Origin of the sequence: Streptomyces sp. L7, from assembly GCF_050990935.1 — a bacterium.
Lineage (GTDB): Bacteria > Actinomycetota > Actinomycetes > Actinomycetales > Microbacteriaceae > Leifsonia.
The window spans coordinates 78,260-95,611 of record NZ_CP194646.1 but is presented as its reverse complement, the minus strand read 5'-3'; the positions used below and the strand labels follow the sequence as shown (position 1 = coordinate 95,611).

The window sequence follows — 17,352 nt, the reverse complement described above, 5'->3', positions numbered from 1 at the left end:
AGGAGCGAGTGAATGGCTGGCCGACGACCCAAGAAGACCACCCCCAACGACCAGGTCGAACTGGACCTGTGGGGATTGGCCGAAGAGGCCGCCGATGCACGCGTCACCGACGCACGCGAGGCGGCACCGAGCAGCACCGAGACGGCGCTGGTCGATGGCCAGTTGAGCTTTGACGAATTCTTCAAGCAAACGGCAGGAGAAACGGATGAATCAGTACGGGACGCGGATCGAGGAGCACTGGCGGAGGGTAGCCCCGACGCAGTATCGGCAGATCGAGGATCCAGAGACGTACTTCACGGAGCTGGGCGAGGAGATGTTGACGGTCGTCGACCAACTGCAGCAGACCCTGGCCGGTCCGGACGCGGAGGGCGAGAGCTACCTGGAGAAGGTCGGACGGTTGAACGCCGCCCGGAAGCAGGCGGAGGAAGTGGCCTGGGAGAACCTGGTGACCGTCCAGCCCGAGCAGACGGACGCGGAGGCGCGGGAGAACTGGGCGGCAACGCAACCGTCGCTGGACTCGCTGGCGGACTGGGCGGAAGCGACCAGGGACGGAGCCGACTGGGCGAAGCCGATCGAGATGGTCTCGGAGGAGTGGATGCTGGATCGCACGTTCCTGCAACACCTGGTGGAGCAGGAGCAGCCGTACACGTTCCTGTTGAACAGCACCGAGACCTTGCAGCAGTCGGAGGCGGCACGGTTCGCTCGGTGGAAGGCGAGCACGCCCCAGTAGCGTTCCGTCCGCACGCCGGCGACTACCTCACCCCGAGCGGCGCGAAGGCACGCTTTGACGCCAACGTCGACGCCATTCGCGTCGCCGACCGGCTCGCTAGCGAGGGTCGACCGGCCACCCCCGACGAGCAGCTCATTCTGTCGCGGTTCTCCTCCTGGGGAGCCGTCCCCGACGTCTTCGACGAGAGCAAGGCGAACTGGTCGACCGAACGTGCCCTCCTGCAGTCGCTTCTCTCCGAGGAGGCGTACTCCCAGGCCCGCCGCACGACGATCAACGCCCACTACACGGACACCACGTACGTCCAGGCGATCTGGTCGACCATGCGCACTCTCGGATTCCAGGGCGGCACGGTGCTCGAGCCCGGCGCGGGATCCGGCACCTTCATCGGGATGGCACCCGTGGACGCGCGGATGGTCGGCGTCGAGCTCGACCAGACCAGCGCCACCATCGCCGCTGCGCTCTACCCGGGCGCGGAGATCCGCGCCGAGTCGTTCGCTGACACGAAGCTTCCCGAGGGCTACTTCGACGCCGCAGTCGGAAACGTCCCCTTCGGGAACGTCCAGCTCCACGACCCGATCCACAACGCGGGCCGTCACTCGCTGCACAACCACTTCATCATCAAGTCCCTCGCGCTCACGCGACCCGGAGGCTTGGTTGCGGTCCTCACCAGCTCATACACGATGGACGCGCAGAACCCCGCCGCGCGCCGCGAGATGAACAAGCTGGCCGACCTGGTCGGCGCCGTCCGGCTGCCCACCGGAGCCCACCGACGCACCGCCGGCACCGAGGTCGTCACCGACCTCCTCATCTTCCGTCGCCGCGAGGTCGGCGAGCCGCCCCGCTCCGACATCTGGGAGACCGTCTCCGCCCACAAGGTGGGCGAGAGCGTCGTCAAGATCAACGCGTACTTTGACACCCGCCCTGAGCACATCCTCGGTGAGCTGAGCGTCGGCACCGGCATGTTCGGCAACGACACCCTCCACGTGACGTCGGATCTGGCGACCGTGCCCGAACGACTGCAGCGCGCTCTGGACAGCGTCGTCGCCGACGCCCGACACAACGGCCAGCTGATGACCCCTCGCTCCGAGCGCTCCGAGGCGCAGCTCGCGGCCTACCGGCCCGCCGACGCCACGCTCTGGGACGGCACCATCCTGGCGCAGCCGGATAACACGTTCACGACCGTCGAGCGCGGCAGCCTGCGCCCGCTGAAGGTCCCGAAGACGGTCTCCGTCGAGCTGCGGCACCTGCTGCGACTCCGCGACACCGCGAAGCAGCTACTGGAGACTGAGGCAGCAACCCGCGAGGAGACCGCAGACCTCGCGGCCGCACGCAGCGACCTGCGTTCGCAGTACGACGCCTACACGGCCAAGTACGGGCCGCTCAACCGCTTCACCCTCCGCAACACCGGTCGCGTCGACCCGGAGACCGGAGAAGAGACCCTGGCGCGGGTCTCCCCGACCGCCACACGCATCCTCCGCTCCGACCCGTTCGGCCCCGTCGTCATGGCGCTCGAGCTGTTCGACGAAGAGAAGCAGATCGCACAGCCCGCCGCGATCCTGACCCAGCGCGTCGTGAGCACTCGGCCCGACGTCCAGGGAGTCGATACCCCAGCCGAGGCGATCGCCGTCAGCCTCGACCGTCTGGGCCGCATCGACCTGCCCACCATCGCCCACCTGCTCGGTGAAGAAGAGGCGGAAGCGCGCGCAGCGCTCGGTTCCCTCGTCTACGACGACCCGGTAAGCCACGAACTGGTCGCCGCCGCCGAGTACCTCTCCGGCGACGTCCGGGTCAAGCTCGACGCCGCCCGCCAGGCCGCCGCCGAGGATCCCGCCTTCCGTCCCAACGTTGAAGCACTCGAGAAGGTGATCCCCGCACCACTCACCATGGAGGACATCCAGGCCCGTATGGGCGCCGTGTGGATCGACGAGCGCACGCACCTCGAGTTCCTGCAAGAGATCCTGCGCGACCCATCCCTGACCGTCGAGAACCCGCTGCCAGGCACCTGGGACGTCCGCGGGAAACGGCAGGGGATTCTCGCCACCGACGAATGGGGCACCACCCGACGGCCGGCGCCCGACATCGCCGCGGCCGTACTCGAGCAGCGCAGCCTGACCGTCTACGACGAGATCAAGACCTCCGAAGGCACCCGCCGAGTGCTGAATCCGCTGGAGACGCAGGCGGCGACCGAGAAGGCCGAGAAGATGCAGGAGCGCTTCTCCGAATGGGTCTGGGAGGACTCCGACCGCGCAGCCCGGCTCACGGAAGAGTACAACCGCCGCTTCAACTCGATCGTGCTGCGCGACTACACCGACGCCGGCGACTACCTCACTTTCCCCGGCATGTCCGCCACGTTCAACCCGCGCGCTCACCAGCGGGCGGCCGTCGCGCGCATGATCGCCGAGCCCGCGGTCGGTCTCTTCCACGAAGTGGGAGCCGGCAAGACCGCCGAGATGGTCATGGGCGCCACCGAGCTCAAGCGAATGGGGCTCATCACCAAGCCCGTCGTCGTCGTCCCGAACCACATGCTGGAGCAGTTCGCTCGCGAGTGGCTTCAGATCTACCCCCAGGCACGCATCCTCGCCGCATCCAGTGACGACCTCACCGGCGACAAGCGCCGCCTGTTCGTCGCCCGCGCAGCGGCCAATGACTGGGACGCCATCATCGCCACCCGCACCGCGTTCGAGCGCCTGCCTGTCTCGCCCGACTTCGAGCAGGAGTACATCCAGAGCGCCGTCGACGAGCTGCGCGCCGTCGTAGAAAGCTCGCAGGCCGAGGATCGCCTCACCACCAAGCAGCTGGAGAAGAAGCTGCTGCGGCTGGAGGAGAAGCAGAAGGCGATGATCGACCGCCCCCGGGATCCGGGCATCACCTTCGACTCGACCGGCATCGACTACGTCATCGTCGACGAGGCTCACGAGTACAAGAACCTGTCCACGGACTCCAACATCGACGGTGCATCCATCGCCGGCGCTGGCAAGGCCACCGACCTGCACATGAAGCTCGAGTACCTCCGCCACCGCCACGGCGGCCGCGTCGCCACCCTCGCCACGGCCACGCCGATCGCCAACAGCGTCACCGAGGCCCACGTCATGCAGCGGTACCTGCGCCCGGACCTGCTGCGCGACGCCGGCGTCCACAACTTCGACGCCTGGGCCGCCACCTTCGGCCAGACCGTGACCGAGATGGAGATGGCACCCACCGGCGGCGGCAACTTCCGCCTGAAGACCAGGTTCGCCAAGTTCCAGAACGTCCCCGAGATGCTGCGCATGTGGCACGTCTTCGCCGATGTGAAGACCGCGGAGGACCTCAACCTCCCGACCCCGGACCTCCGCGAACGCCCTGACGGGCAGCGGCTGCCCGTCACGCACGTGCTGGCGCCCACCCCGCTGCTGCAGCGCTACATCGAGAACATCGCCGAGCGCGCCGACAAGGTGGCCAACAAGATGGTCAAGCCCGAGGTCGACAACATGCTCAAAATCTCCACCGATGGACGGAAGGCCGCGCTCGACATGCGCATGGTGGGCTTCGATGAGCAAACCGACCAGAACAAGCTCACCGCTGTCGCCTCGCAGATCCTCACCATCTGGGAGGCCAACCGCAGCAACCGCTACACCGACACCGTCAGCGGGCAGCTCTCCGAAGTGCCCGGCGCGCTGCAGCTGGTCTTCAGCGACCTCGGGACGCCGGACCCGCAGCGCTGGGACGCCTACAACGAGCTCAAGTCGCTGCTGGTCGCCGGCGGGATGCCCGCCGACCAGGTGCGGTTCATCCACCAGGCGAAGAACGACGCCGAGAAGGGACGCCTCTTCGCCGCCGCCCGCGCCGGCCACGTGGCGGTCCTCCTCGGATCCACCCAGAAGATGGGCGTCGGAACGAACGTCCAGGCACGCGCGATCGCACTCCACCACGTCGACTGCCCCTGGCGCCCGGCCGATATCCAGCAGCGCGACGGCCGGATCGTCCGACAGGGCAACCAGAACAGCGAGGTGGAGATCCACCGGTACGTGGTCGAGGGTTCGTTCGACGCCTACATGTGGCAAGCCGTTGAACGGAAGGCGAAGTTCATCGCCCAGATCATGCGCGGCAAGCTCGACGTGCGCGAGATGGACGACATTGGCGACGTCGCCCTTTCCGCGGCCGAGACGAAGGCGCTCTCCAGCGGCAACCCGCTCCTGCTCGAGCAGGCGCTCGCCCGCGATGAGGTCGCCAAGCTGCAGCGCCTGAATCGGGCGCACTCCCGCAGCCAGCGCAACATGATCGACCAGAAGAAGTCGGCAACCGGTCGGCTCGACGCCATCGACAGGAATATCTCCGAACTCGAGGCGGCGATCCCCAAGGGACGCCCGACGGACGGCGACAACTTCGCGGCCATCATCGACGGGCGCGCCGTCACCAAGCGCACGGATGCAGCCGACGCTCTGCAGAGCTGGGCGAACCGCAACTACATCACCTCGCTGCCGTCCTACACCGACCGCAAGCTGGGCACGATGGCCGAGATCGGCGGGTACACGATCAACGCTCGAGCGCAGTACAGCACTCTCGGGCTACAGATCGTCGCCGAGGTGTCGGAGGCGCCCGTCGCGGCGATCGCCGTCACACGCGACTCCTTCACCAAGGGCATGGCCGGCATGGTCACCCGGCTCGAGAACCTCGCCAACTCACTGCCGCGTCTGCTCGATGAGCAGAAGCAGCGTCGCGGTGAAGCACAGGAGACGATCGCGGAAGCCGAGCAGCGCATCGGACGCCCCTTCAAGTACGCCGACGAGCTGCAGGCCGCGCAGGAACGACTCGATCGCGTCGAAGCAGACCTCGCCGCCCTGGCCGCCGCGGACGCGAGAGAGGGAACAGAGCGCGCGCAAACGCCCGACGTGCCGCCGAAACCGCACGCTGGTGTTGCCAGCGGCAACCACCTCCCGAACTCACCTCACGCCACGGGCCCGACCCGGCCTGCAGGAAGTCGGTTCAGTCGATGAGCGGGGGCGGCCCAACGGGCCGCCCCTCTCGCTCAGACCTCGGCGGGCGAATACGCGGTCAGGTACTCCTCCATCACCTTCCCTCCCTCGACGCTGAATCGCTCAACCTCACGCATGTCGGTTCCGAACTTGGTGACCGTCTCGTTGGGCTCGTTGATGAGAACGGTGTGCTGCATGGTGTGCCTCCAGGTGCACTTGGATTGACCAGCTGAGCCGGGAGACCGCGACGCGCTCTCACTACCTCTATGCGCGGCACGAGCCACTGAGGTGGGACCGGACGGCTCCGACCCGTTCCCAGGGACTCCAGCTGAGAGAGCGCGGGCGCGTTCTCCACTACCTCTATGCGCGGCACGAGCCCTTCAGCTGCGGCTGGCGCCTTCCAGGACGCCGGCGAGGGACGGCCCTCGCGCTCCCGACGCCGGCTTCGCCGGGCGCGCTCGACGGAGCTCCCGCGAACGAGCGCCCTCCGGGCGCGGCATCTTCTTCGCCGATTTCGCTGTCCCAGCGTTCCGCTCCACGGCCGGCCGTAAAGGGCGCCTGCGGCGTCCCTCCGGGATGCGCTGCGCGCACCCTTGACTGCCGTCCGCTGCGCGGATCGGCACTCCGCGCCGAAATCGGCAAAAGAACGATCAGGGGTCCACGGACCAAAGCGGAAGGAGCGGCACATGGCATTCCTCATCACACGAGACGTCATCACCCGGAAGGACGAGGAGGGCTACGGCTTCGGCGTCCAGGGACCGAGCGACGCGCACCAGGACACGCTCGACCGGCTCGCCGCCGGGGAAGGCCGTGCCTTCCGGATGCTCGACGACGACGGGTTCGTCTACTACCACGGGCGCATCCTCGAGGACGAGCGCGAGCAGACGTGGGACCCCGTCGAGTGGGAGTTTCAGCCGCTCTTCTGCTACGGCGCCCCCAACGCGGGCGCGGTCACCATCCAGTACCGGGACGAGAGCGGCGCCTGGCGCTCGATCTGACCATCTCACCCTCGCGGGGCCGCGCTGCGGCCCTCGCCAACCTCAAGGAGACGACATGAACACCACCGAAACCGCCCGCCACAACGTCCCAGTCACCTTCGGAGACGGCGTCTACATCGCCCACGCCGTGGCCGCGCACCGATGGAACGGCTGGATCCTCCCGTCGTTCACCCGCGAGGTCGCGGACCAGCTCGCGGCCGACCTCGCCGCACAGGAGGCACTGGATCCTGACGAGTACCGCACCCTCGTGCGATGGAACGACGAGCTGCAGGGCTACATCCTGCAGAGCGCCGATCTGGAGTCGCAGGGTTACCAGCCCGAGGTGGTTACCGGACATGACGTCGACGACGTCACCCTCTACGCCATCGGCGCCGGGGTGTGGACCTGGTACGAGGCCGAGGAGGGCAACAAGTGAGCCAGCTCACCTTCGACATCGACGCGATGATCCGCGAGGTCGACGTCCAGCAGATGCCCGCTTGGAACGGTGCGCCCCTGCGGTTCACGACCGACTACTACGCGCCCAGCCAGTTCGACGCGGCCTTCCGCCGCTACCAGGTCGAGCGAGGACACTTCGGCTGCGTCCCGCTCTCCCACATGTGGAACCGCACCGGCCTCACCGGAGCGCACGCCAACACCAATGGCCACACCCTCGTCTCCTTCACCGCCGACCTCCGCCACAGCTACCTGTGCGGTGGACACCGGTGGCAGTCGGAGACCCCGTGCACCTGCCTCGGCGACCTCATGCACCAGGGGATCTGCGAACAGTGCAGCTGGCATGCGATCGCCGCCGACGAGAACGACGTCGTCGAGGCATGGCACGACCACGCAATGCCCGGATGGCGATCGCTTCCGATCCTCCCCGAGACGCTGCGGATCAAGCTGCAGAGCGGCGAAAGCAGCCACCGCGGCCAGGAATGGCTCGACCGTTACCCCGAGGCGTGGCAGTTCGACGGTGCCCCGATCCGCACCGAGCGCCCGACGCGAGCCACCCGCCACATCGCAGGCCGAAGCCCCTGGGGCGGATTCGATCTCGCCGCCTGACGGCCGCCGCCGGGAGGGTCGCCCCATCGAGGGGCGGCCCTCCCGCTCGTTGGGGCGAGTTCGGCGCCGACCTCGCCGCCCAGCAATCAGAGCCCAGGGCGGGAAGAGGACCGCCTGCGGCGGACCCCTATCTCTGAGCGGAGCCGGCCAAGGCCGGCACTGATTCTTTGCTTTTGCCGCCATTCACGGCAGCCCGAACCTATCCGCTCCAGTCGCTCCGGCCAACGGGGCGCCCTCCGGGCGCTGCGGAGTTGCACGAAAACTTTTGTCGGGGCGCAAGCGCCTTATCCGTCAAAACTTTTCCCGCAACTCCGCAGTGAACCCGCTTATGGCCTCCACTCCTTCCGCGGAGAGGTTAGGTCTCGCCGAGATGGCAACAAAAAACGATCGACGGAGAAGGAGAACGAATGATCATCACTGGCGTCCGAATCGACCTGGACAACACCCTGTGCGCCGTGAAGCTGGACAACACCAGCGACTCGCAGCGGGCCGCCGGAATCCGAGACCAGGTGGAGTCGGCACAGCCGTACGCCCTGCGCTTCGCGGATGGCATCGAGGTCTGGATCGACGACGAAGGCCCCTACCGCTCCGAGCGGAACCACCTGCTCGCGGCCATGGTCCGCAAGGCGTACCCCGAGTGGTCCGAACCGATCCACGGTCGCGGCCTGTTCCTCGGCGTGGACCCTACCGACGGCACCCCGACCTCGCTGACCACCGAGCAGCAGATCGCCGTCGTCACCGCCTGGCGAGAGGCGTCGGTCGAGCCGACACCGGTCGCCGTCACCGCCCACTGATCGAACAGAAAAAGGTCGGGCACCAAGACAGTGCAAGTGCCTTGGTGCCCGACCAACTCCCGAAAGGATACCGCACGATGAACACCCACGAAGCCCACACCGACCTCCCGGCCCTGATCCAGGCGGGCGCGATCACCATCGAAGTGATCGACACCGCAACCGCCCAGCTGGACCCCAACGTCCGCTCCCGCCTCGACGGCCTCGACACCCTCACCGACTCCATCCGCGAGGTCGGCGTCCAGGAGCCGGTCCGCGCGCGACGCGGCGATAACGGCGAGGTGTACGTCTGGGACGGCCAGCGCCGACTGCTCGCCGCACGCGAAGCCGGTGTCGAGAAGATGCTCGCCGTCTTCGGCCTCCGCGACCACAGCGGAAGCGAGGCAGACCGCATCCTGGACCAGCTCCGCACCTTCACCCGCGAAGACCTCAACCTGGTCGACCGCGTCAAGGCCGTCGAGCAGCTCACCCTCGAAGGCGTCTCCGTCGCCAAGATCGCACGCAGCACCGGCCAGTCCAAGGACGATGTCAACGCGGCAGTGAAGGTGGCCAAGTCCGAGGTCGCGCTGCGCGCCATCGACACCTACCAGCTCACCCTCGACCGCGCGCTCTATGCCGCCGAGTTCGGCGACGATGAGGACGCCCTCTGCGCCATCGCGGACGCCGAAGAGGAGGAACTGGAATTCATCGCCCAGCAGCTCCGCGACCGCCGCGAACTCGATGAGCACACCGAGGCGCTGATCGCCAAGCTGCAGGCCGAGGGCAAGACCATCGCAAGCTCCTACAACGCGGGAGTCCAGCTCTGGAGCCTCACCGACGCCGATGTCGACGCGGACGAGCGGCCCTCGCTCGACGCCGAGTCGCACGCCACCTGCCCCGGAGCGATCTACTACCTGCGGGTCTGGGGAACCGAGGACACCGGGTACCGCCTGGACCAGCTGTGCAGCAGCCCGGAGCTCCACAAGCCGCGCATCGGCACCAGCGTGGCACGCCCGACCGCCGGCCCCGTGGACGAGACTGACGAGGAGCGCGAGGCGCGCCTGGACGCCGAGAAGGACGCCCAGCGCCGCGAGCGACGCCGCGTCGTCAAGTACAACCGCATGTGGCGCTCCGCCACCAAGCTCCGCCTGCAGTGGCTGAGCGAACTGGTCAACCGCAAGAAGCTCCCGGCCGACGCGAACGCGTTCGTCGCCTTCACGCTCACGCGCTTCCGCTACGAGGTGATCAACAGCGAGCACAGCTCCATCCTCGGCAAGCTGCTCGGGTTGGAGGGCTACGACGAGCGCAACCAGGCGGCGACCCTGGTCGAGAACAACCCGGCGAAAGCCGAGCATGTCAACCTCGCCGTCGCCCTCTCGGGTCGGGAGAACCACACCAGCGAGTTCTCCTGGCGACAGCCGAACAAGACCGACGAGGCCTACCTGCTCACGCTGGAGTCCTGGGGATACCACCTCACCGAGGTCGAGCGGATCGCCGCCGGGTACGCCGAGCCGAACGACGACCCGGCCCCCGTCGAGTCGAGCGACGACGAGGACGACGAGCCGGTCGAGGACTGAACAGAAGGGGCGGCGGCCTGACCGGTCGTCGCCCCAGGGCCGTCCCGCTGGGACGCCCCGCGAGAAGGCCCCGCCCCCTCGCGCTCCCCCTGGTGCCGGCGGCCGCCGGCGCGGTCGACGGAGCGCCCGCAATGGAGCGCCTACGGCGCGACCATCTTTTCGCCGATTTCGCTGGACCAGCGTTCCACTCCGCCCGCAGCCGTAAAGGGCGCCTCCGGCGTCCCTGCGGGATGCGCTGCGCGCACCCTTGACGGCTGCGGTCTCCGTGGAGCGACCCTTCGGGCCGAAATCGGCAGAAAACGTGGTGGGGGTTCTGAAGCGGACCGCTCGGCACCCAGCCCCGGCTCACGACACGAAGGGAACCGACATGACGAACACCAGCACTCCCGCCACCCAGGTCACGCGGCGCGAGGTCGTCGCCCTCCGACGCATCGTCGTCGCCGCACGGCGCACGCGGAGCACCCGGCAGCGCGTCTTCCGCGCCAGCTACGCCGCCATCATCCTGGCCGAGATCATCACTCTCGCCATCGGCGCGACCTCCTTCATCGACTTCATCCACACAGGCGACCCCGCAGCGGCCCAGAGCACCCGCACCGCCCTCCTGGTCGCGCTCGGCACCTTCCTCTTCATCCTCCCGGCCGTCGCCTACATCGACCTCATGACCGAGCGCTCCCCCCGACGCCGCTCCTGAACAGCACACCCGAAAGGACAACGACATGACCGCCTACCGCGCCGCAATGCATCAAGGGACCGTCCGCGAGTTCACCGTCGACTTCACCAGCGACGGCAAGGTTCTCCGCGGAGCCGACAACCTCCACGACGACGATGACCCCGGCATCTTCGCCGTCGTCGGATTCGTTCGCGACGAGGTCAAGACCGAGCTGGCCGACGGTCTGCGCGACACCGACAGCATCATCGGCTCGTCGCTGGCGATCGAGATGATCGGCGGCTGGGAAACCTACACCTTCGCCGTCATCGACGCGATCGAGTCACTCGACATTCCGGGGTGACGGGGCAGCAGCGGGGCCGGCCTCCGGTCGGCCCCGCGAGGGGACCCGCCCCCTCGCGCTCCCCCAGTAGCCGGCGGACGCCGGCGGCGGCCGATGGAACGGCCGCGACGAGCCGCCCACGGCGGCACCCTCCAGGCCTTCGGCCCCAGTTCTTTTGCCGTGAAGCCTGCGGCATTCTACGGTCGGCGACCTGCGCGCAAGAGGCTTTCGCGGCATATCCTCCTTCGCTCGCTGCGCTCACTCACTCCGACCCTTCCTTACGTTGTTTGGGGTGTGGATTGAGGGTCGTTGTAGGCTCTCGACCGCTCCAGGGATGCCGGGTATGGCTTTGACCCTTCCGCCGCGGTGATGGCTGACATAGATTGGCCGCCCGGTGTCCCGCAACGACTCGACCTCTGATTGAGACGTGCGACAAGATCGCTGGGTAAGGACACGCAGGCGTGGTCGTTCGCTGGAGCCCGCACCGAGTGAACGGAGGGCAGAATGCCGCAATTGTGGGCCGGGATCGATGCCGGCAAATCCAATCATCATTGTGTGGTGATCGATCAGGCGGGAGCCCGGCTGTTGTCACGGAATCTCGTCAACGACGAGGACGAGATCCTTGCTCTGCTCGGCGATGTGAGCGAGCTGGCAGACGGTGACCCGGTGGTCTGGGCGACGGATCTGAACCAGGGCGGCGCGGCCCTGTTGATCGCAGTGCTGGCTGCCAACGGTCAGGAGATGCTCTATATCCCGGGCAGGACGGTTCATCACGCTGCCCGCACCTATCGTGGCGACGGCAAGACCGACGCGAAAGACGCCGCGATCATCGCAGACCAGGCCAGGATGCGCCGTGACCTACATCCAGTCCGGGCAGGCGATGAGATCGCTACCGAGCTGCGGATGCTCGCCGCTCACCGCTCCGACCTGGTGGCGGATAGGACGCGTGCGATCAACAGGCTTCGTGTCACCCTACTTGAGTACTTTCCCAGGCTGGAAGCCAGCTTCGACTTCGCCCAGCGGAAAGCTGCTCTGGTGTTACTGACGAAGTATCAGACCCCCGCGCAGCTGCGCCGCAGTGGTGTCACCCGGATCACGACCTGGCTGCGGAACGAGGGCTGCCGGCAACCTGAGAAGATCGCCGAAGCCGCCGTCGCAGCAGCGAACCGACAGCACACCGTGGTTGCCGGCCAAGACGCGGCGTCGTTGATCGTCGGGCGTCTCGCTCGAGAAGTCCTTCGGCTCAAGGACGAAGTGGAGGCCGTTGATGCGCAGATCGATGCCCGATTTCGCCGCCACGAATGGGCCGAGACCCTCCTAAGTATCCCTGGGTTCGGTCCGCTCCTGGCTTCCGAGTTCATCGGCGCCACTGGCGGCACCACACGCTTTTTCGAGAACGCTGACCGTCTGGCTGGCGTCGCTGGTGTTGCACCCGTTCCCCGCGACTCCGGTCGGGTCAGCGGGAACCTGCACCGCCCGAAACGCTATGACCGGCGTCTGATGCGAGCGTGTTATGTCTCCGCCGAGGTCGCTGCCCGATCTCACCCAGAGTCTCGCGCCTACTACGACCGTAAGCGCGCCGAGGGCAAACGTCACAAGCAAGCCGTCCTTGCCCTCGCCCGCAGACGGATCAACGTCATCTGGGCGCTACTGCGCGATGGAACCACCTACCAGCAACAGTCGATAGCCGCGCGCTCCGCGACTTGACAAACAGATTGAGAATCTATGAGTTCTGTCAAGTCGTCGGGGTGTGGCTCGCTTTCAGCTCACGGAAGATTTGGCGGGCGATATAGCGGCGCAGAAGGCGGCGGATCTCGCGCATGCTGTTGCCCTCGGCTTGCCGTTTGGCGGCGTAGGCCTTGGTCTCCGGGTCGGTGGCCAGCCGGGAACGGGCGACGACGTCGAGGGCGCGGTTCAGCTGCCGGTCGCCGTGACGGTCGAGGCGATGCCGGATCGTGTTGCCGCTGGAGGCCGGGATCGGAGCGGCGCCGGCAAGGGTGGCGAACGCTGCCTCGGAACGCACCCTTCCGGGATGCGACCACGCGGTGAGGAACACGGCTGCAGTGAACGGGCCAACGCCGGGTTTGTCCAGTAGGCCCGGAGCCAATGCCATGCTGTGTCGGCGCAGGTTCTCGAGGTTCTCACGCAGCTGCCCGGTGAGGGTGATCACGCTGCGGGCAAGCCGGATTGCCTCGGTTCGGGCGATGTCCTGCTCGAGGTCATCGGTGGGGTGGACCCGCCATGCGGTGATCTCTTGGACGCGACGATCGGAGAGCGGCCGCCTGGCATCAACACCGAGATCGACGCTGCGCAACAGGGCCGTCAACGCATTCCTGTCCGCGGTGCGTTGCGAGTCCATGCCCCGCCGCGCCGCTAACAACACCCGTAACGCCGAGCGGGTCTTGCCCTCCCGGGGCGTGGCGAGCAGGTGCGTCTGGCGACCGAGAACGCTTCGGGCGGCGGCTTCTGCGTCGATCGCATCGGACTTGCCCCGCAGCCGATCGGTGCGTTTCGGTGGTCGCGCCTCGATCACCGGGATCCCCGCCTCGCGCAGCGCGGCGTGCAGATTTGCCCCGTAGGAGCCGGTGCCCTCAACAGCGGCAAGCACCTCTCCGGGAGCGGTTCGGTCGATCCAGGCGAGCGCCCTGCGGATCCCGGCGACGGATGCGGGAAACGTGGACTGCGCCGTGAGCCGGCCGGTGACCGTCTCGATCACGGCGTAACTATGGGTGCGGGCGTGAGTGTCCGCGCCTATGACGTGCGAGTACTGCTCGGCAACCAAAGGCATCGCCTTCTTCTCCTCCCAAGGGTCATGCCGACCCGGGAAGTCGTTTCAGGGCAAACCTCTAATGAGTCACACCACCAGGGTGGACAGCCTTCTATTAGGCCACTGCAACGGGCAGAGCCGGCGGCAGTCCCGTCGGCGGACGGGCCGGAGGAAAGTCACCACGACCAAGCGCGGGACAGGTATTCCAAGAGTCACACCGACGGAACCAAAACCAGCTTGCCAGCCGATCCCAGACCAGCCAAGACCTATTAGAGGTATTCCACGTCCTCTTGCACTCCGGCCGCTCTCCCTGAACGGCACTACGTGCCTTCACGGCAAAACAACGAGGGAGAGGAAACCACGATCATGGGCAAGCAGGTCACCCGCCGGACTCCGGAAGAGCGCAAGGCACAGGCAGAGGCCCTTCACGCCTCGATCGCCGACCAGGTGCAGCAGCTCACCGACAGCGACCAGTGGCGCAAGTTCCTGGACTTCACCCGGTCCTTCCACGCCTACAGCCTGAACAACCTCCTGTTGATCCTCTCCCAGCGTCCCGACGCATCCGCGGTCGCGGGATTCCGTCAGTGGCAGGCGAAGGGTCGCCAGGTCCGACGCGGCGAGAAGGCGATCAAGATTTTCGGGTACTCGACCAAGAAGATCACCGAGGAAGACCCCGAGACCGGCGACGAGGTGGAGAAGCGTCTCACCCGATTCCCCGTTCTGTCCGTGTTCGACATCGACCAGACCGACCCGATCGACGGCGCAGAAATCCTCAACCCCGTCGCGCAGCTCACCGGCACCGACGACCACGGCGTACTCGTCCCTCTCACCGCGCACCTGGAGGCCATCGGGTGGACCGTCACCACCGAACACCTGAACGGCCCGAACGGCTACGCCGACCCGGAGCAGAACACCGTCGTCCTGCACGATGAGCTTGCGCCCGAGCAGGCCGCCAAGACCCTCATTCACGAGGCCGCGCACATCACTCTCGGACACGTCGACGACGTCGACGAGTACCGCGCGCACCGCGGCCGCATGGAGACCGAAGCCGAGTCCGTCGCCTACGTCGTTGCCGGGATGCTCGGATTCGACACCAGCGCCTACAGCGTCGGCTACATCGCTGGATGGGCCGACGGGAAAGCGGACGTCGTCCGCGCGACCGCCGCCCGCGTCCTGGCGGCCGCGCACACGATCGCCGACGTCTTCACCCCCGACGAAATTCAGGAGGCGGCATGACCGCCGAGATCGTCGCCATCCGGAAGGGAGACGGACACCCCCACCTCAGCTACGACGGATCGAAGACCCTCTGCGGGCGCATCCCGAAGCCCAACAACTGGGCGCATATCCAAGTGATCGACCCCGAGCTGACCGTCCGCCTCACCGCGGCAACGCTCACGCGGCCCTGGTCGCTGGAGTCGGTGTGCGTCCGCTGCATCCGAGCCGTCGGGCTCGGAGACGAATACGACAAAGCCACCCGCCGCACCAACTGACCCAGAGAGAAGGAACAACGAGATGGCCACCACCCCCACCACCGACGGCCCCACGATCAGCGACGAGCTCGCCATCACGCGGATCGCGGAGATGCTCGGCACCAACCCCGAATGGGACAGCGCCGCCGACTACCTGGAGAGCATCGCCGACATCGTCGCCGCGACCGGACGGCAGCACCCCGGCGATGCCGACCCGGACACCTACAACCCCAACCGGCCAAGCTAACCAGGGCAGGCCGGCCACTGCATGGCGGGGCCGGCCTCCCGGGCCGGCCGCGAGGGATAGGGCCGCCGGCCCTCCCTCGCGCACCCAACCCCGGGCCGGGCGCTCCGCACCCGGCGCCGTCGACAAGACGACGGCAAGGGCGCTCGCTCCGCTCGCCTGCTCTGGCCTTCGGCCCAGTTCTTTGCCGTGAAGCCTGCGGCATTCTACGGTCGGCACCCTGCGCGCAAGAGGCTTTCGCGGCATATCCTCCCTCGCTGCGCTCAGTCCGGTATTCCACGACCTCTTGCGCTCCAGGCGCTCTCCCTGAACGGCACTACGTGCCTTCACGGCAAAAGAACATGAGGAGGAATGACGACATGGACACCAACGCCACCGAGACCATCAACGGTTACGAGGTCCCAATGGACCCGATGGATCTGCTGCAGTGCGATTCTCAATCAGATTGTCAAGCTGAGTTGAGGGGTGTCGGGGTTGAAGGTTGTGCCGTCGCGGAGCATGGCCCAGATCACGTTCATTCGACGCCGGGCGAGGGAAATGATGGCCTGCTTGTGCGTCTTCCCCTCCTTCCGCTTCCTGGCGTAGTAGGCCGCGGACGTGGGGCAGTTCGTGGAGGCAATGAACGCGGCGAGGAAGCAGGCGTTCATGAGGCGCCGGTCGTAGCGGCGGGGCCGGTGGTGGTTGCCGTTGATCTTCCCGGAGTCGCGTGGGGCGGGTGCGAGGCCCGCGAAGCTGGCGAATCGGGCGGCGGTGCCGAACGCGGTCAGGTCGGTGCCGGTCGAGGCGAGGAAGTCGGCCACGAGGCGTTTCCCGAAGCCGGGGATGGACATCAGCTGGTGTGCGAACGGATGCTCGGTCAGGCGCGCTTCGATCTGGGCGTCGAGTTGCAGGAGCTCCTCGCGCAGCCGCAGCAGGTCAGCGGCGATCTTCGCCACCAGCGCCGCGGCCGCGGCTTCACCGTGCACGACGGTGAGCTGCGCGTTGGCGGCCTCGAGTGCTTTCAGGGCCATCTGGGCGGGCAGTCGGACGCCCTGCTTCTTCAACCAGCCGGTCATGCGGACCTGGCCGGAAGCACGCATCGCTGTAGCGGTCTGGTAGCGGGTCAGCAGGATCAGTGGGCCCTTTGTCGCGGCGTAGTCGAATGCGCCTTCCAGGCCGGGGAAGTAGTGCAGCAGCAAGGCGCGGAGCCGGTTGATGGTGCGGGTGCGGTCGTGGACGAGGTCGGCTCGACGGTGGCTGAGGATCTTCAGCTCGGCGGTGACATCATCCGGCACCCGGACAGCTTCCAAGTCACGACGGACGCGGGCCTGGTCGGCGATGATCGATGCGTCCTTGGCGTCGGTCTTGGCCTCGCCGCGGTAGGTCTGCGAGGCGTGATGGACGACGCGGCCGGGGATGTAGAACAGCGTCTGCCCATGATCAGCAAGGACGGCCTTCATCAGTCCGGCGCCGCCGTGGTTGAGGTCGGTTGCCCAGAGCAGCTGGTCGCCGTCGGCGACGGCAGCGACGTCGCCCATCAGGGTGAGGATGTCGGCTTCGGTGTTCGCGAATCGTCGCGAGAGTCGCTTGTTGCCGTCCTCGTCGATGACGAAGCAGTGATGGTGAGTCTTTCCGGCGTCGATTCCGGCCCACAGTTGTGGCACGCAGATGTCCCTTCTTATTCGTGGATGCGGTGCGCGCCGTCAACGACCAAGCCGGCAAGTCCTTACATAGCGATTGGTTCGCGTTTCTCAATTAGCGGTCGTGCCGTTGCGGGCTCCCGGGTGGCCAATCGCATCGAGCCATTGGAAGGCAGACAGCCTGCTAGCCATGCCC

The 17,352-nt window shown here is 67.2% G+C and carries 16 protein-coding genes; 13 read left to right on the top strand and 3 right to left on the bottom strand.

What is annotated here, in order from left to right; translation table 11 throughout:
• Window positions 1-205 precede the first annotated feature (205 nt).
• A complete protein-coding gene (locus ACR5MH_RS22445) occupies window positions 206-730 on the top strand; it encodes a hypothetical protein (RefSeq protein WP_407791861.1) in 525 nt (174 codons plus the stop codon).
• A complete protein-coding gene (locus ACR5MH_RS22440; RefSeq protein ID WP_115697537.1) occupies window positions 706-5,703 on the top strand; it encodes an SNF2-related protein in 4,998 nt (1,665 codons plus the stop codon). The genes ACR5MH_RS22445 and ACR5MH_RS22440 overlap by 25 nt, the downstream gene beginning before the upstream one ends.
• 32 nt (window positions 5,704-5,735) lie before the next feature.
• On the opposite strand, the gene ACR5MH_RS22435 is transcribed toward ACR5MH_RS22440, so the two are convergent.
• Complete coding sequence (locus tag ACR5MH_RS22435; protein WP_407791860.1) at window positions 5,736-5,879, bottom strand: hypothetical protein; 144 nt, start codon at window positions 5,877-5,879, stop codon at window positions 5,736-5,738.
• Between the two features lie 489 nt (window positions 5,880-6,368).
• On the opposite strand from ACR5MH_RS22435, the gene ACR5MH_RS22430 reads away from it, so the two are divergent.
• From ACR5MH_RS22430 to ACR5MH_RS22395, 8 genes are all read left to right on the top strand, one after another.
• Window positions 6,369-6,680 carry a hypothetical protein gene (locus tag ACR5MH_RS22430; RefSeq protein WP_115697536.1) on the top strand — a complete coding sequence of 104 codons (312 nt, stop codon included), beginning with the start codon at window positions 6,369-6,371 and terminating at the stop codon, window positions 6,678-6,680.
• Between the two features lie 55 nt (window positions 6,681-6,735).
• Entirely contained in the window at window positions 6,736-7,095 is a 360-nt protein-coding gene (locus ACR5MH_RS22425; RefSeq protein ID WP_115697535.1) for a hypothetical protein, read from the top strand.
• Window positions 7,092-7,721, top strand: coding sequence for a DUF6349 family protein (locus ACR5MH_RS22420; RefSeq protein ID WP_115697534.1), 630 nt, complete (start codon window positions 7,092-7,094; stop codon window positions 7,719-7,721). Before ACR5MH_RS22425 ends, ACR5MH_RS22420 begins: the two co-directional genes overlap by 4 nt.
• Window positions 7,722-8,128: 407 nt before the next feature.
• Complete coding sequence (locus ACR5MH_RS22415; RefSeq protein ID WP_407791859.1) at window positions 8,129-8,515, top strand: DUF3846 domain-containing protein; 387 nt, start codon at window positions 8,129-8,131, stop codon at window positions 8,513-8,515.
• Window positions 8,516-8,592: 77 nt separating this feature from the next.
• Complete coding sequence (locus tag ACR5MH_RS22410) at window positions 8,593-10,068, top strand: ParB/RepB/Spo0J family partition protein (protein WP_407791858.1); 1,476 nt, start codon at window positions 8,593-8,595, stop codon at window positions 10,066-10,068.
• A 367-nt stretch (window positions 10,069-10,435) separates the two neighbouring features.
• The gene (locus tag ACR5MH_RS22405; RefSeq protein ID WP_115697531.1) at window positions 10,436-10,759 is read left to right on the top strand and encodes a hypothetical protein; all 324 of its coding nucleotides are present in this window, start codon (window positions 10,436-10,438) and stop codon (window positions 10,757-10,759) included.
• A 25-nt stretch (window positions 10,760-10,784) separates the two neighbouring features.
• Entirely contained in the window at window positions 10,785-11,078 is a 294-nt protein-coding gene (locus ACR5MH_RS22400; protein ID WP_407791857.1) for a hypothetical protein, read from the top strand.
• Window positions 11,079-11,561: 483 nt separating this feature from the next.
• Window positions 11,562-12,764, top strand: coding sequence for an IS110 family transposase (locus ACR5MH_RS22395; RefSeq protein ID WP_407791856.1), 1,203 nt, complete (start codon window positions 11,562-11,564; stop codon window positions 12,762-12,764).
• A gap of 28 nt (window positions 12,765-12,792) precedes the next feature.
• Here ACR5MH_RS22395 and ACR5MH_RS22390 read toward each other — a convergent pair whose 3' ends face one another.
• The gene (locus ACR5MH_RS22390) at window positions 12,793-13,845 is read right to left on the bottom strand and encodes an IS110 family transposase (protein WP_407791855.1); all 1,053 of its coding nucleotides are present in this window, start codon (window positions 13,843-13,845) and stop codon (window positions 12,793-12,795) included.
• Between the two features lie 345 nt (window positions 13,846-14,190).
• Between ACR5MH_RS22390 and ACR5MH_RS22385 the strand changes: the two genes are divergently transcribed.
• The 3 genes from ACR5MH_RS22385 to ACR5MH_RS22375 are packed head-to-tail and all read left to right on the top strand — an operon-like array spanning window position 14,191 to window position 15,540.
• Window positions 14,191-15,060: an ArdC-like ssDNA-binding domain-containing protein gene (locus tag ACR5MH_RS22385; protein WP_433862710.1), complete on the top strand. Its 870-nt coding sequence runs from the start codon at window positions 14,191-14,193 to the stop codon at window positions 15,058-15,060.
• Window positions 15,057-15,314, top strand: a complete 258-nt coding sequence (locus ACR5MH_RS22380) for a hypothetical protein (protein ID WP_115697668.1) — start codon at window positions 15,057-15,059, stop codon at window positions 15,312-15,314. The genes ACR5MH_RS22385 and ACR5MH_RS22380 overlap by 4 nt, the downstream gene beginning before the upstream one ends.
• 22 nt (window positions 15,315-15,336) lie before the next feature.
• The gene (locus ACR5MH_RS22375) at window positions 15,337-15,540 is read left to right on the top strand and encodes a hypothetical protein (RefSeq protein ID WP_407791853.1); all 204 of its coding nucleotides are present in this window, start codon (window positions 15,337-15,339) and stop codon (window positions 15,538-15,540) included.
• Window positions 15,541-15,977: 437 nt separating this feature from the next.
• Here ACR5MH_RS22375 and ACR5MH_RS22370 read toward each other — a convergent pair whose 3' ends face one another.
• Window positions 15,978-17,180, bottom strand: a complete 1,203-nt coding sequence (locus ACR5MH_RS22370; protein WP_407791852.1) for an IS110 family transposase — start codon at window positions 17,178-17,180, stop codon at window positions 15,978-15,980.
• Between the last annotated feature and the right edge of the window lie 172 nt (window positions 17,181-17,352).

Bases quoted from the DNA above. Each gene is read 5' to 3' on its own strand.
- ACR5MH_RS22445 (WP_407791861.1), top strand. From the start codon at position 206: ATGAATCAGTACGGGACGCGGATCGAGGAGCACTGGCGGAGGGTAGCC.
- ACR5MH_RS22435 (WP_407791860.1), bottom strand. From the start codon at position 5,879: ATGCAGCACACCGTTCTCATCAACGAGCCCAACGAGACGGTCACCAAG.
- ACR5MH_RS22430 (WP_115697536.1), top strand. From the start codon at position 6,369: ATGGCATTCCTCATCACACGAGACGTCATCACCCGGAAGGACGAGGAG.
- ACR5MH_RS22425 (WP_115697535.1), top strand. From the start codon at position 6,736: ATGAACACCACCGAAACCGCCCGCCACAACGTCCCAGTCACCTTCGGA.
- ACR5MH_RS22415 (WP_407791859.1), top strand. From the start codon at position 8,129: ATGATCATCACTGGCGTCCGAATCGACCTGGACAACACCCTGTGCGCC.
- ACR5MH_RS22410 (WP_407791858.1), top strand. From the start codon at position 8,593: ATGAACACCCACGAAGCCCACACCGACCTCCCGGCCCTGATCCAGGCG.
- ACR5MH_RS22405 (WP_115697531.1), top strand. From the start codon at position 10,436: ATGACGAACACCAGCACTCCCGCCACCCAGGTCACGCGGCGCGAGGTC.
- ACR5MH_RS22400 (WP_407791857.1), top strand. From the start codon at position 10,785: ATGACCGCCTACCGCGCCGCAATGCATCAAGGGACCGTCCGCGAGTTC.
- ACR5MH_RS22395 (WP_407791856.1), top strand. From the start codon at position 11,562: ATGCCGCAATTGTGGGCCGGGATCGATGCCGGCAAATCCAATCATCAT.
- ACR5MH_RS22390 (WP_407791855.1), bottom strand. From the start codon at position 13,845: ATGCCTTTGGTTGCCGAGCAGTACTCGCACGTCATAGGCGCGGACACT.
- ACR5MH_RS22385 (WP_433862710.1), top strand. From the start codon at position 14,191: ATGGGCAAGCAGGTCACCCGCCGGACTCCGGAAGAGCGCAAGGCACAG.
- ACR5MH_RS22380 (WP_115697668.1), top strand. From the start codon at position 15,057: ATGACCGCCGAGATCGTCGCCATCCGGAAGGGAGACGGACACCCCCAC.
- ACR5MH_RS22375 (WP_407791853.1), top strand. From the start codon at position 15,337: ATGGCCACCACCCCCACCACCGACGGCCCCACGATCAGCGACGAGCTC.